The following is a 13,382-nucleotide window of genomic DNA, read 5'->3' on the forward strand; positions in this document are numbered from 1 at the left end:
TAAGGTTTAATATGCTAATCCTGAACAAACTTTTGCTTACTTTAAAATTAATGCGTGCAGATAAGCTGGTAGCTTATTTGCTGGTTTTTTTTCCTGCTTTATTTGGGTTACTGCTTGCAAACCCCTCAAGAACGGAGTTAATACATTTATTACCATTATTTATTTTAGGTAGTATAACAGCTAGAAGTAGCGGGTGTATTATTAACGATATATTTGATAGAAAATTTGATAAGCATGTTGCAAGGACTAAAGAGCGACCTTTAGCTAGCAAGGCTTTATCTGTTTCTTATGCTATTTTGATACTCTTTATGCTTAGCGTTATCTCACTTTGTATTTTGCTACTTTTAAACAAAACAGCCATATATACAGGTTTTTTTGCGGTAATAATGATTAGCCTATACCCGTTAATGAAACGTATTACGTATTTCCCGCAAATCTTTTTGGGATTTACCTTTAAGCTAGGGGCCTTAATAGCTTATGCGGCAGTTCAGGATACACTTGATATAGCAGCGATTATTATGTATTTAGCATGCTGTTTTTGGGCCATCGGTTATGATACGATTTACGGATATATGGATATAAAAGATGATAAGAAAATAGGAGTGAAATCGTTAAGTATATATTTAGAGAACAAGCATTTTAAGCTTTGGCTTTATATATGTTATATAGGTTTTATATTGTTATTTATTCTAGCAACAAAAATGGCTAATCATAATATCGACTATTTACCTATTTTAGCTGCTTTAATTTTACTGATATTGCAAGTAGCAACTCTTGATATTGAAAATCCTGCCAATTGTATGACAAGATTCAGAGCTAATAATTATATCGGATTAGTTTTGAGTATGGTGTTTTATTAAATTCTTTTCCTAATAACAGTCTTGTTCGGGATTAGATAATGTTCTTGATGTCATTCCTGCTTTCGCAGGAATGACATTGATCCGTGCAACAACTCCTCTAACAGCCCATAAAGTGACCATCGATATTGCGGTTATATAAACCGCAATTGATAAAGAGTTGCCGGTTACATACCATAGCATTAGGCAGATTGACGGAGTAAGACGTCCGATTAATGAAGCACCTATACTACTGCCGATACCGACTAACATATATTTATCGGCAGTTTTAAATAAATCATTTAGCCAGCAGTTCAAAGGTGCCAAGAACCCGACACCGAGTATTATAATCCAAATACGTACAAAATTAACATACCATATAGATGCATTATTCAAGCAGAGCCATAAAGGAATTATGCTTAAACTCATTAAAATAAGAGTACAGTTTAGTATTTTAAGGTAATGTAGCTTTTTTGTTAGATGCCCTATTATCGGAATCATAATCATATCAAAAATCAGAAATTCAGTATTAAATTTCATCATTATTTCGAGTGATATATCAGTGATAAGCGGAATAAAACTATTCATAAAGACGAAAGGCACTATATAAGTCATATATGAGAAACCTATGGCAAAACTAATGCGTAAGATACTTAGTTTACAGTTCCAAATTGTAGTTAAGTCTTGTAATAGTGATGATACTATATCATTGCGAGGAGAGGACCCAGGTGTCATACCGTGGCTTGACCACAGTATCCAAAAATTACGTAAAGTAATTTTATCTTTTTTATTGGATCCCGTGGTCAAGCCGCGGGATGACAATGAGGGCTTGACTACAATATCCTCGCGCTTTCTTAAAAAATAACCTATCAGTGCTGTAAGCCCGCCAAATATGAAACATAAACGCCAATATGTATTATACTCTACATTTAAAACTATAGTACTGATAAATGAAGCAAGAATAATACCGACCATAGTAGATGTTTGATAAAGGTAAGAAGCTTTAAACGCTTTTTTTTCTTCTTTATTCTCTAAAATAAATAATTTAGCAATGGCACATTCACCCTCGGAATATACTCCTTGCAATGTTCTAAGCAACACTAATAATAGCGGTGCAAGCCAGCCTATTTGAGCATGTGAAGGTATTAAACCGATTAGGCTAGTTGTTAAAGCAACGCCGATTAAAGAGTAAGATAAAGCAAAAACACCGCCGTATTTTTTAGCAATTACGCCAAAAAAATAAGAGCCTATGGGACGTGTAAATAAAGACGCAGCAAGAACACTATAGGTAAGTATTAAAGCAACGCCTTTATCATGATTCGGAAAAAAAATACCAGCAAGTAGCGGAGCAAGAAACCCATAAAGTGCAGTATCGAAATGATCCATCGCATTACCGATTAGGATCGAAAAATCCCTTTTACTTAATGAATTATTCATATATTAATAATTTAAAATTTATAATGGATTATACTCGATGAATTTGGAACATTGGTGACAATGTCTTTGTAAGTCCTCGGATGCTGAACGTTTAATATACGCTCCGCTCCTCGGCTTACAGACCGATTACTCTTTCCCAAGTTGATCTTCGTATAACAGCTCTTCGTTTTGTAGGAGTATATAAGTATGTAATCTTCCTTGTAAATATTTTTTTAAGAGATATGATTATAAAGTTATAGCTTAAAGTAATTGTAATGAATGAATAATTTGAAACAAGGAAAGTTTATTACATTTGAGGGAGGGGAAGGGATAGGCAAATCTACTCAATCTCAAATGCTCTATGAATATTTACAATCTCAAAATGCTCCCGTTATTTTAACTCGTGAAGTCGGTGGTACTATTGTAGCCGAAAAAATGCGTGAAATTCTAGTACATGAAGAATTACTACCCATGTCCGAGCTATTACAAGCTATGGCAGCACGTTATGATCATATGGCACGGAAAATTATACCAGCTCTACAAGAGGGACATATTGTAATATGTGATAGGTTTATTGAATCAACTGCATGTTATCAAGGATTAGGGCTAGAAAACGGCATAGATTTAGTTTATAATCTGCACAAAACTTTAATGCCTTCTCTTATGCCGGATATTACGTTTTTTATTGACGTAGAGCCGGATACTGCTATTAAGAGAGTCAATTCACGAAATATGAACAATAAATTTGACATAAGAGGTATAGATTTTTATAAAAAAATCTATTATTGCTTTAAAGAATTAAGTAATAGATTTCCTGAGAGAATAAAAACAATTAAAGCTTCAGATTTAAGTCCACTTGAAGTACATGAGTTAATAAAAAAGCATTTATGAACAATACTTACTACATTACTACCCCTATATATTACGTTAACGATATTCCCCATATCGGTCATGCTTATACTAGCGTTGCAAGTGACGTAATCGCTCGTTTCATGCGACTTCGAGGTTTCGATGTAATGTTTTTAACAGGTACTGACGAACATGGGCAGAAAGTAGAAAAAGCAGCTATTAATAAAAATATTGACCCACAAAAATTTACCGATCAAACATCAGAGAGTTTTCGTCATCTGATGACTGCTATGCATATTTCCAATGATGATTTTATCAGAACAACGGAACACAGGCATAAAGAAGTTGTAGCTGTTTTTTGGCAGAAATTACTAGATAACGGCACTATTTATGAAGGTTTTTATGAAGGGTGGTATGCAGTGCGAGATGAGGCTTTTTTTGATGAGTCGGAACTTACGAGGGACGGTTTAGCACCGACGGGTGCTCCAGTTGAATGGGTGAAAGAGCCTAGCTATTTCTTTAATCTTTCAAAATGGCAGGATAAATTGCTTGAGTTTTATGAAGCAAACCCTGATTTTATCAGACCTATATCAAGGCGTAACGAAGTAATTAGCTTTGTTAAATCAGGTTTAAAAGATTTATCGGTATCGCGTACTACTTTTAATTGGGGAATAAAAGTGCCAAATAATGAAAAACATGTAATTTATGTTTGGCTTGATGCACTGACTAATTATATTTCAGCACTCGGTTATCTTGATGAACAAAGTAATTACGGTAAGTTTTGGCCGGCTGATTTACATGTAGTCGGTAAAGATATCTTGCGTTTTCATGCCGTCTATTGGCCTGCTTTCTTAATGGCTGCAGAAGTTCCGCTGCCGAAAACAATTATGGCTCATGGCTGGTGGACGAATGAGGGGCAGAAAATCTCTAAATCTCTTGGTAATACCATTGATCCGATTAAGTTAATTGATGAATTCGGTGTTGATCAAGTTAGGTATTTTCTGATGCGTGAAGTAACTTTTGGTGCGGACGGCAATTTTGCTCGTAGTAATTTAATTACCCGTATTAATAGCGAGTTGTCAAACAAAATAGGTAATTTATTACAGCGTACTACATCTTTTGTTTATAAGAATAATGACGCCAAAGTGCCTTTGCTTACGCAAGGTGTTATAGATAAAATATATGAGCTACCGATTTTAAAAACCGCAAGTAAATTTGTCGAGCAGAATATTTTATTGATGGACAAAACAGAGATTAATAAAATTCTTGAAAATATTATTAATTTGGCCGAAGAGGCAAATATCTATATTGATAGCGAAGCACCCTGGAATTTGAAAAAAACCGATCCAGATAAAACGTTAGAAGTGTTATACGCTTTACTAGAAGTTTTACGCTATATTGCGATAATGCTTCTGCCGTTTATACCGAGTTCAGCAAATAAAATGCTTGATCAGTTAGGGGTAAATAAAGAAGAACGTCTATTTAAGCATTTAATACGTGATTATACTTTAACAGCGGGTAGCAATATTTTAGAACCTACCATAATATTTCCAAAATTTGAATAGTGTGTCATACCGTGGCGAGACCGCAGTATGACACACCTACTAAGAGTATAATATGTTAATAGATTCACATTGTCATCTTAATTTACGTAGTAACTTGTCATCCCGCGATCGCATCGCGGGATCTAGTGAGGGTATTAAAACAACTAATATTAGTTGTTTTCTAGATACCGTAGTCAAACCATGGTATGACGCAGTGCTTTTAGATTCTGTCATCCAAAGAGCATTAGAAAATAATGTGCAGTATATGCAAACTATCTGCACTAAAATTGAAGATTTACCTATTATTTTAGAGATAGCTGAAAAATATGAAAATGTTTTTGCGAGTGTTGGGGTGCATCCGTGTGAAGTGAATTCTTTTATTAGTCATTGCGAAGCACTGCAAGTGCTGTGGCAATCTCAGGAAGCTTGGACAAGATTGCTACGTCAAGACTACGTCTTCCCGAACTCAGATGCTGAGGCAATTATTATGCTAACCCAGCATCCGAAAATTATCGGAATCGGTGAAACGGGGCTTGATTATTATCATCAGCCTTACGATCAAAAATTACAAAAAGATTTGTTTGTAGCACATATACATGCGGCGTCTAGTACACGCCTGCCTGTTATTGTTCATACAAGAGAAGCAGACGAAGATACTATTGACATTTTAACCTCAGAAATGCGTAACAGCACATTTCCAGGTTTAATACATTGCTTTACCTCTTCAAAAAATCTAGCGGCAAAAATGCTAGATATCGGTTTATATATTTCAATGTCAGGGATTATAACTTTCAAGAATGCTACTGATTTACAAGAAATAGTCAAATATATACCGCTTGATAGGTTATTAATAGAAACCGACACTCCTTACTTAGCTCCTACGCCTATGCGAGGCAAACAAAACGAACCGGCATTTGTTAGGTATGTCGCTGAAAAAGTTGCCGAACTCAAAAATATAACATCAAAAGAAGTAGCAAATGTTACTACTCATAACTTCAAAACATTATTTTCTAAATTTGAAAAATATATAAATAATACTTTATGAAAACATCAAGTTTGATAATTTAAAGTTGAAATTTTTAAAATAACATGTATATTTTATAGCATTTCAATTATTAGTATATTTAATATGGAATTTAATCGCAAAAATACCATCATTGGTTTTTTAAAAGTACATGAAGATCAGAAATTTACTTCTTATGGCATAGCTGAATGGCTTATAGAAAATCACATTGACGAAGCAAGACTCAAGAAGAAAAAGATAAGGAGATTATAGGAATTGATGCAGGTGAAATTAGCAGTAGTAAGCTTTCTGCTGAACGAAGACAAGAACCTAATATTAGAATAGAGCTAAAACCTAAGCTAAAGTGTTATTATTCACAAAACCCTGATTACTATGTCAATAATGAACAAGCCACAGAACCTAAAATAAATGCAAATAAAGAAGATAAAATAACCGCAGTGTAAGTATGTGATGCACTGGCATTATATCTTCAAAACAAATTGAAGATTCATAATATGCCTATTAAACATAATTTTTCTTTAAATAAACAAGGAACTAAAGGTAATAATAAATGGTTACCCCAGATTGAGTAGGTATGGAAGTTCTTAATGAAAAGTGGAGTTTACTAATTAAAGATTGTGCTAAATATTATGCATGAAAACAAGCAAGGCTTTGGTCTTTTTAAGCAAAAAAATTATCAATCGTAGTAATTTACGAGAATCTTTTTTTCAGGCTTTATCAAATTCCTCATGGGCACATTATGGTTATTTAGTTGCTGCTGATTTAATTGAAAGTAGATAAAATGATACTAGGCATGGTATAGGATTTATTTTAGTAGATATAGAAAATCCTGAAGATAGTAAAATATCAATTCCTGCTAGAGAAAGACCGGAAATAGATTGGAATATGGCTAATAGGTTAGCAGAAGAGAATAAAGATTTTGAAAATTATATAAATAATATTGATACATTCTATAAAAAACAGAAAGTAAATGATAGTACTTGGTTTAATATTAAATGACCACGTAAATAAAATTCCTAAGCAAAATAAGAAGAAAAAATAAACATATTTATATATAGACCATTATTATCACGCATTTATAAAAATTTAAGCCGTGAGTCCTAAAATTAATGTACTGAGAATTTTTAGTGTTAAACTAAATTTATATTAATTATTTTTAAATTTGTGGATAAATTATGATTAACTGTGATTTAAGTACTAATTATACATATTATATGTTAGAGGGGCTTAGAGCACAAATTGCTCCAATGCATTTAGGTATAAAAATTCTAAAAGAAGCATATTAACATGAGGGGACTGTTGCGAGATGAGAGGATAGCAGGTATAATTAAAAAAAACAAAAAATATGTTCATATGTCTGAGTATCAAATGATAATGGTAAGTTTAGATGAGTTAATAAGTGTGGATCATCAATATCGTAAATTCAAAAGTTTATTCAATTTTAAAGCAGTTGAAGCTGAGTTATTAGCAGTAGAATGCGAAGCTAACTATAAAGGCTATGGTATAGTGAGGCTGTTTAAATGTTTGCTGCTGCAATTTATGGAAGACTTATCGGATCGGGAATTGGAACGTTATTTAGCTGATAGCACAGCGGCAAAATGGTTTTGTGATTTTGCTCTTACAGAGAAGACGCCTGATTATAGTGTATTTAGTAAAATACGTAAAAAAATAGGCACTAATTTACTATCAAAAATATTTGTAAAATTCCGAGATCAACTACGAGCACAAGGCTATATGGGTGAAGTATTTACCTTTGTAGATGCTTCTCATTTAATCTCAAAAGCTAATCTTTGGGAGGAACGTGATAAACTAAGAACACAAAAATATGATAAATTGAATAATGAGACTCTGCCTAAGGTTGTAAAGGATAAACAAGCTAAAATTGGCTGTAAGGGAGCAAATAAATTTTGGTATGGTTATAAAAAACATGTGAGTGTCGATATTCAATCAGGAATGATCAATAAGGTTGCAGTTACCCCTGCAAATGTTACTGATAGCAAAGGTTTTAAGCATGTTATGCCAAGCTCCGGTGCTACATATGTTGATAAAGGTTATTGTACAATCTCTGCCAAGAATGCAGCAGCTAAAAAGGGGTTCCATCTTTGCTCAATAAAGAAAAATAATATGAAAGATAAGAATTTTGACCTTGATAAATATTATACGAAAATCAGAGCACCTTTTGAGAGGGTATTTTCAAAAGATAATAAACGGGTTAGATATATAGGAATTGCCAAAAATCAATTCTCTGAATTTATGAATGCCATATGTTTTAATTTAAAACGATTAGTGGTTTTAACAACTTTAATAGCTTAGAGAAATTTGTTAATAAAAATCCTAACTCTGTAAACAAATCTCTATTAAATTACTATACTATTGAATAAATTTTATCTCAATATTAAACAGAATTTCTTTTTAAAAATATTTGGACAGAGCTAAATATTTATTTATCTGTTTTCCTCTCATTTTACTATTAAAAATTATCTCGCAACAGTCCCATGAGATAAAAAGCCTATAACATTAATGAAAAAGTTATACTAAAAAAGTCTTTTTGTGAACTAAGGCATTTTCAGAAAATAGGTTTTAAAAAAGAATTACCTCAATTATTAATAGTAGCACCCATAGCGGGACATCACGCTACTTTACTTAGAACAACAGTACAAGCATTATTACTGTATACCGATATTCATATTACAGATTGGACGGAAGCCAGTGATGTGCCGCTTGAAGCAGGGCATTTTGATATGGATGATTATATTGATTACGTAATGGAGTTTATCAATTTTATAGGACCGAATGTTCATACTATGGCAGTTTGCCAACCTACTGTTCCACTGCTTGCCGCCATTAGCTTAATGTCGGAGAGTAATAGTCCAAATGTGCCGAGTTCGATGATTTTGATGGGCGGCCCTATAGATGCTAGAAAAAATCCCACGGCAGTTAATGAATTCGCTCAAAGTAAAAGTTTAGAATGGTTCTGCCAAATGGTTACAATGCAGGTGCCGTCAAACTATCCCGGACATGGTAGAAAAGTATATCCCGGCTTCTTCCAACTTGCCGGCTTTATGAGTTTAAACTTATTTCGTCATATAGATTCACATTTAGAATTATGGCAAAGTTTATTAAATGCTGACTATAAAAAAGCCGATCATACTATTAATTTTATGATGAGTATTTAGCAGGTATGGATATGCCGGCAGAGTTTTACTTACAAACTATAGATGAAGTATTCTAACAATTTTCGTTAGCAAGAGGTAAATTAGTTTCTGAGAAGCGTCCGATCGATTTAAAACATATTACTAAATGTGCTTTACTCGGTATTGAAGGGGAATTAGATGATATTGCAGCGGTAGGGCAAACAAAAGCTGCTTTAAAACTTTGTTCAAATATACCTGAATCAATGCAAAGATACCATTTACAAAAAGGGGCAGGGCATTACGGGGTATTTAGCGGAAGAAAATTTAAACATTTTATAGTGCCTATTATCAAAGATTTTATCTATGATTTTGATAAAACTAATTTCAAGCAATCTAAACTTAAAAATAGTCATTACGAGCGGGCATTGCCTGCGTGGATTGTTTTTTTCGTCATTGCGAGGAAATTACGTAAGTAATTGACGCAGCAATTCAGTAAAAAATGCTGATTTACAGCATTTTTGTGTTATTTTTTCTGGATTGTCACGCTCCTTTCAGTCGCTTGCAATGACGGGGTGGGATCTACGCAACAATACCTTGCTGGAATGACATCGTAGCCATACAACAAGATCATAATTAAAGGAGAAGTGTGGTAATCTAATATTCAACTCTTATTAGTTTTTTGAATTTCTTGTTGTTGTTGTTTGTATTCTTCCGCTTTTTCTTCGATGTAATTAAAAAAGAAATAAGTAAAAGTTAAAAAACCGGTCAAAATAATACCAAATGTTATTAGTATTGCTTTAAGTTGCTTTCGTGAATCTTCTGCTTTTAACCTTTTCTCTTTTTCATCTATGTCTTCATCATTTTTGACTTCAGATATTATTATTTGTTTTTCTGTAGTATTTTCCATGTTGTAACTCAACTAAAATGAACCGCTTTATTACTAAGTTGTTCCTATAACTTACAGATTTTTGAAGTTTATAAGATTAGCTATATTTGAATGATGAGGTTTAAACTCATAAAAATAGGATATATAAGCAATAACGCTATGTCAATAGCCTTGAATATTAGTGGTGTTCAACCAAGGTTATACATATTATTATAATTTGAGTCTTCTAACATTGAAGTATTTAAAGTATCGGAGTAAGCAGTTGATAATATAGCATCATCAAAAGTGATATTAAGCTGTCCTATAGAATAAAATTGTTAACAGTAGATTCAAAGTTTGTATATTTTATAGGATATGAATAAACAAGCTGTGTACATTCTGTATTTCCTAATTTACTTCCAATCAATGTTAATAACATAGAGTTATATTCATCTTGGGGGTTACGATTAATTATTTCGTAAGTTTTAGCAAGAATATAACAAGCTTCGTTATTTCCCTTCATAGTTTCTAATTTTATTTCTTCAGAAGATAAAATATTATTTAGAAAAGCTTTTTCATATATTTCATAATTCGGTGATGAATCAGATTTTCCATTAAAAAGAGCAGTAAATAGGATTGTAGCTTTCTCTAGATCATTCATTTTTGATTTATCGGCAACCAAAAGACCGTTTTCATAGTATCGATAATTATGACATTGTCAAGACCTACTACGGTAGTTAATTTATTATTAGAACTAATGAAAGAGTTTGTAGTATTGCTTGTTACTACGTTTCCCTCGCAATAATTATCGTTTATATTCCGGTGTTTGACCTGTAATAAGGAATGCCAAGTACCAAGATTGTTCCAAGCAAAATCGGCTTTTATCATGACCATTCCCGAAATATATTCCATTATGGCATTGCCTATAGAAATTGCTGCGATTTCATTATAAGCCTCATTGTCTATGGCCAAACTATTCTCATTTTTTACGGCAGTATTAAATGCTTTTTCTGCAATACAGAATAAATCAGGTTGAAGGTTCATTGCTAAGTTTAAGAAGAAGTTAACATCGTATACACAAATTCCTGAATTCCAAAAATATTCATTACTTTGAAAATGTTTGCTTGCTCTAATATAGGTTTTTCAATGAAATGATCAACTAGATAAACATTTTCTGCAATTGATAATCCTGTGTTTATATAGCCATACTTGGCACTTATAACATTTATAGGAATACCCATAGTGCAAATGCCGAATTCAGTAACATAATGTAAAGCTTTATTTATGGTATTAAGATAATTTATATCATCCGCTATATGATATGATGGTTTGAAGGTAGTAACACTACAATATCAAATCCTTGTGCTGTAGCCGATAATGCCGTAATAATGGCACAAACGGCAGTATTTTTTTGTAAAGGCTCAGTAATTAATGCTATTTCTACATCTATTTCTGTTGCTTGTTCTTTAGTGATTGATTCATATTTTTTGGAAATAATAATAGTAGGTTGTCCTAAAAATTTATTTCAGTTTAATGTTTGCTGAAGTAAAGTTAGATCACTCAATATTTTTTTAAACTGTTTCGGTTTATCCTTAGATGACAAAGGCCATAGTCTTTTACTGTTACCTCCTACCATAATCACCGGCTTTATTAGACTCCTTGCATAACCTCTTTCTAAAGGTAATTTGTATACCTTTGATACTTCAAGATTTGGTAAGTTAAATTTTGGGATTTGTCTGTGCTCACGTATTTTTATACGCTGTACAGGCTCACCACTTATTTGACTCCCAACTTTTGAAGTATCTGCGATATACGTCGATCCAATACTCGCATCCTCACGTACCTTTTTGTATGCTGCGGTGCTGCGTTTCGTGCCTCCTTCAAACTCCTCTTTATAAGATAGGTTATGCAAGGAGTCTACTTTCATATATTTTACAGCTATTAACTGAATAAATAATAAAGAGCTTTATAAATAGTTTTAAAAAATATGTCAAGTCAATTAACTATATTGGCAAGTTTTACAATAAAAACTACTTCTGCCTGAATGCTTTGTCTTGATAATAGTGCTAGAGCAGCTTAAACAACTTTGTCCCTCTCTACCGTAAACCGTAAGTTGCTGAGTAAAATAACCAGGTTTGTTATCGCCGTTTACAAAATCTTTAAGAGTAGTACCGCCGGCAGTTATAGCTTTAGTTAACACATCTCTAATCGATTTAATTAAATTTTCTATTTCATCATCCCTTAAATCGCTACCTGATTTATCCGGATGAATTCTAGCTAAATGAAGACTTTCGGAAGCATAGATATTACCGACTCCGACTATAACTCTATTATCCATAATCAAGTTTTTTATTGGTATTTTTTTAGTTTGTAGCTTATCTTTTAGATATTCTAACGTCAATAAATCAGAAAAAGGCTCTATGCCTAAATCATTAAAAAATTCTTTTTCTAAGAGATCAGTCTTAAAACTATAAATCATACCGAATCGTCTAGTATCGTTGAAAATTAACTTTTCGCCGTTACTTAAATCAAAAATCACATGATCGTGTTTTTGAGTTTTATAATTAGCAGATTGCAGAGTAAATCTACCGCTCATGCCTAGATGAACTATTAAAGAATAATCATTATTAAAATCTATAATTAAATATTTTGCACGACGCCTAACATCCAGTATATTAGTATTTAAGATTTCTATAGCTAAAAGCGTGGATAGCTTATAACGTAAATTATCTCTTTTTAACTCTACATTTTCTATAATAAGCCCGATTAGCTTATCTTTTAGAGAGTTTTTAAGAGTTTCTACTTCAGGAAGTTCCGGCATTTGATACTAATATTTATAATAAAAAACTATGAACCAAACAAATTTTGGCTTTAAAAAAGTAGACTACACTAAAAAACAAGGTTTAGTAAATAACGTTTTTTCTAATGTCGCTGATAAGTATGATTTAATGAATGACTTAATGAGTTTGGGATTACATCGCTTATGGAAAGATGAATTTATTAGGCAAATTCCAAATCTTAACTCTCATATATTAGATGTTGCTAGCGGTAGCGGTGATATTGCTTTAAAACTTGCTAAAAAAGCAAGAGATAGAGTTAATAATATCTCTTTAACTTTAAGTGATATTAATGAAGAAATGTTAAAGCAAGCTAAGAAAAAAGCAATAGATCTGAATTTATTTCAAAATCTTCAATTTACTGTAGCCAGTGCTGAAGAACTACCGTTTCCGGATGATAGTTTTGATTATTATACTATAGCATTCGGTATTAGAAACGTACCTGATATAAATAAGGCTTTAAAGGAAGCATGTAGGGTTTTAAAGCCAATGGGCAAGTTTATATGTCTTGAGTTTTCAAAAGTAAAGGAAGGGTACATAAAAGATTTCTATAAATTCTACTCATTTAATATTATACCGAGTATTGGTCAAATGATAGCGGGTAATAAAGAGGCATATGAATATTTGGTCGAAAGTATAGCTTTATTCCCCTCACAAGACGAGTTTAGAATAATGATTAAAGACGCCGGTTTTGAGGAAGTCGGTTATAAAAATCTAAGTGGCGGAATAGTTGCTATCCACAGTGCGTATACTCGATGAACTTCAAAAATTGGCTACGTCGTTCTACAAGATCTGTGGTACTCAAGTATACGCTCCGCTCCTCGACTTGTGAACTCCTTGCTCTTCTTGAAGTTGATCTTCGTATACTACTCTTTAT

General features: G+C 32.6%; 13 protein-coding genes and 2 pseudogenes. 8 read left to right on the plus strand and 7 right to left on the minus strand.

Annotation, left to right across the window (positions count from 1 at the left end; genetic code table 11):
• Window positions 1–11: 11 nt before the first annotated feature.
• Window positions 12–860 carry a 4-hydroxybenzoate octaprenyltransferase gene (ubiA, locus tag C4Q30_RS06940; RefSeq protein WP_103897582.1) on the plus strand — a complete coding sequence of 283 codons (849 nt, stop codon included), beginning with the start codon at window positions 12–14 and terminating at the stop codon, window positions 858–860.
• A gap of 9 nt (window positions 861–869) precedes the next feature.
• Here the strand turns inward: ubiA and C4Q30_RS09985 are convergent, their stop codons facing one another.
• The gene (locus C4Q30_RS09985; protein WP_103897583.1) at window positions 870–2,273 is read right to left on the minus strand and encodes an MFS transporter; all 1,404 of its coding nucleotides are present in this window, start codon (window positions 2,271–2,273) and stop codon (window positions 870–872) included.
• Window positions 2,274–2,531: 258 nt separating this feature from the next.
• On the opposite strand from C4Q30_RS09985, the gene tmk reads away from it, so the two are divergent.
• The 6 genes and pseudogenes from tmk to phaZ all read left to right on the plus strand — a co-directional run.
• Window positions 2,532–3,143, plus strand: a complete 612-nt coding sequence (gene tmk / locus C4Q30_RS06955) for a dTMP kinase (protein ID WP_103897584.1) — start codon at window positions 2,532–2,534, stop codon at window positions 3,141–3,143.
• On the plus strand, window positions 3,140–4,666 hold the full coding sequence (gene metG / locus C4Q30_RS06960; RefSeq protein WP_014121017.1) for a methionine--tRNA ligase: 1,527 nt from the start codon (window positions 3,140–3,142) through the stop codon (window positions 4,664–4,666). The genes tmk and metG overlap by 4 nt, the downstream gene beginning before the upstream one ends.
• Before the next feature lie 52 nt (window positions 4,667–4,718).
• Entirely contained in the window at window positions 4,719–5,690 is a 972-nt protein-coding gene (locus tag C4Q30_RS06965; protein WP_103897585.1) for a TatD family hydrolase, read from the plus strand.
• Between the two features lie 612 nt (window positions 5,691–6,302).
• Window positions 6,303–6,449: a hypothetical protein gene (locus tag C4Q30_RS09165; RefSeq protein ID WP_209445217.1), complete on the plus strand. Its 147-nt coding sequence runs from the start codon at window positions 6,303–6,305 to the stop codon at window positions 6,447–6,449.
• A 519-nt stretch (window positions 6,450–6,968) separates the two neighbouring features.
• Window positions 6,969–7,982, plus strand: coding sequence for a transposase (locus C4Q30_RS06975; protein ID WP_209445201.1), 1,014 nt, complete (start codon window positions 6,969–6,971; stop codon window positions 7,980–7,982).
• A gap of 191 nt (window positions 7,983–8,173) precedes the next feature.
• Window positions 8,174–9,207, plus strand: a pseudogene (gene phaZ, locus C4Q30_RS06980) (polyhydroxyalkanoate depolymerase); the annotation flags it as partial.
• 257 nt (window positions 9,208–9,464) lie between these two features.
• Here the strand turns inward: phaZ and C4Q30_RS06985 are convergent.
• The 6 genes and pseudogenes from C4Q30_RS06985 to mutM all read right to left on the minus strand — a co-directional run bounded on the left by C4Q30_RS06985 (window position 9,465) and on the right by mutM (window position 12,489).
• The gene (locus C4Q30_RS06985; protein WP_103897586.1) at window positions 9,465–9,710 is read right to left on the minus strand and encodes an RP671a family tick cell line-upregulated protein; all 246 of its coding nucleotides are present in this window, start codon (window positions 9,708–9,710) and stop codon (window positions 9,465–9,467) included.
• Window positions 9,711–9,990: 280 nt separating this feature from the next.
• Window positions 9,991–10,329, minus strand: coding sequence for a hypothetical protein (locus tag C4Q30_RS06990; RefSeq protein ID WP_103897587.1), 339 nt, complete (start codon window positions 10,327–10,329; stop codon window positions 9,991–9,993).
• On the minus strand, window positions 10,326–10,712 hold the full coding sequence (locus C4Q30_RS09990) for a hypothetical protein (RefSeq protein ID WP_198913026.1): 387 nt from the start codon (window positions 10,710–10,712) through the stop codon (window positions 10,326–10,328). The genes C4Q30_RS06990 and C4Q30_RS09990 overlap by 4 nt, the downstream gene beginning before the upstream one ends.
• Before the next feature lie 8 nt (window positions 10,713–10,720).
• On the minus strand, window positions 10,721–10,909 hold the full coding sequence (locus C4Q30_RS09175; protein WP_209445244.1) for a hypothetical protein: 189 nt from the start codon (window positions 10,907–10,909) through the stop codon (window positions 10,721–10,723).
• Window positions 10,907–11,595, minus strand: a pseudogene (locus tag C4Q30_RS10555) (palindromic element RPE1 domain-containing protein); the annotation flags it as partial. The pseudogene C4Q30_RS10555 and the gene C4Q30_RS09175, both read right to left, overlap by 3 nt.
• 72 nt (window positions 11,596–11,667) lie before the next feature.
• On the minus strand, window positions 11,668–12,489 hold the full coding sequence (gene mutM, locus C4Q30_RS07005) for a bifunctional DNA-formamidopyrimidine glycosylase/DNA-(apurinic or apyrimidinic site) lyase (RefSeq protein WP_103897588.1): 822 nt from the start codon (window positions 12,487–12,489) through the stop codon (window positions 11,668–11,670).
• A 28-nt stretch (window positions 12,490–12,517) separates the two neighbouring features.
• Here mutM and ubiE point away from each other — a divergent pair, with 28 nt between their 5' ends.
• On the plus strand, window positions 12,518–13,264 hold the full coding sequence (ubiE, locus tag C4Q30_RS07010) for a bifunctional demethylmenaquinone methyltransferase/2-methoxy-6-polyprenyl-1,4-benzoquinol methylase UbiE (protein WP_103897589.1): 747 nt from the start codon (window positions 12,518–12,520) through the stop codon (window positions 13,262–13,264).
• Window positions 13,265–13,382: the final 118 nt, after the last annotated feature.

Source organism: Rickettsia fournieri, assembly GCF_900243065.1.
GTDB lineage: Bacteria > Pseudomonadota > Alphaproteobacteria > Rickettsiales > Rickettsiaceae > Rickettsia > Rickettsia rickettsii.

Bases quoted from the DNA above. Each gene is read 5' to 3' on its own strand.
- ubiA (WP_103897582.1), top strand. From the start codon at position 12: ATGCTAATCCTGAACAAACTTTTGCTTACTTTAAAATTAATGCGTGCA.
- C4Q30_RS09985 (WP_103897583.1), bottom strand. From the start codon at position 2,273: ATGAATAATTCATTAAGTAAAAGGGATTTTTCGATCCTAATCGGTAAT.
- tmk (WP_103897584.1), top strand. From the start codon at position 2,532: ATGAATAATTTGAAACAAGGAAAGTTTATTACATTTGAGGGAGGGGAA.
- metG (WP_014121017.1), top strand. From the start codon at position 3,140: ATGAACAATACTTACTACATTACTACCCCTATATATTACGTTAACGAT.
- C4Q30_RS06965 (WP_103897585.1), top strand. From the start codon at position 4,719: ATGTTAATAGATTCACATTGTCATCTTAATTTACGTAGTAACTTGTCA.
- C4Q30_RS09165 (WP_209445217.1), top strand. From the start codon at position 6,303: ATGAAAACAAGCAAGGCTTTGGTCTTTTTAAGCAAAAAAATTATCAAT.
- C4Q30_RS06985 (WP_103897586.1), bottom strand. From the start codon at position 9,710: ATGGAAAATACTACAGAAAAACAAATAATAATATCTGAAGTCAAAAAT.
- C4Q30_RS06990 (WP_103897587.1), bottom strand. From the start codon at position 10,329: ATGAATGATCTAGAGAAAGCTACAATCCTATTTACTGCTCTTTTTAAT.
- C4Q30_RS09990 (WP_198913026.1), bottom strand. From the start codon at position 10,712: ATGAACCTTCAACCTGATTTATTCTGTATTGCAGAAAAAGCATTTAAT.
- C4Q30_RS09175 (WP_209445244.1), bottom strand. From the start codon at position 10,909: ATGGGTATTCCTATAAATGTTATAAGTGCCAAGTATGGCTATATAAAC.
- mutM (WP_103897588.1), bottom strand. From the start codon at position 12,489: ATGCCGGAACTTCCTGAAGTAGAAACTCTTAAAAACTCTCTAAAAGAT.
- ubiE (WP_103897589.1), top strand. From the start codon at position 12,518: ATGAACCAAACAAATTTTGGCTTTAAAAAAGTAGACTACACTAAAAAA.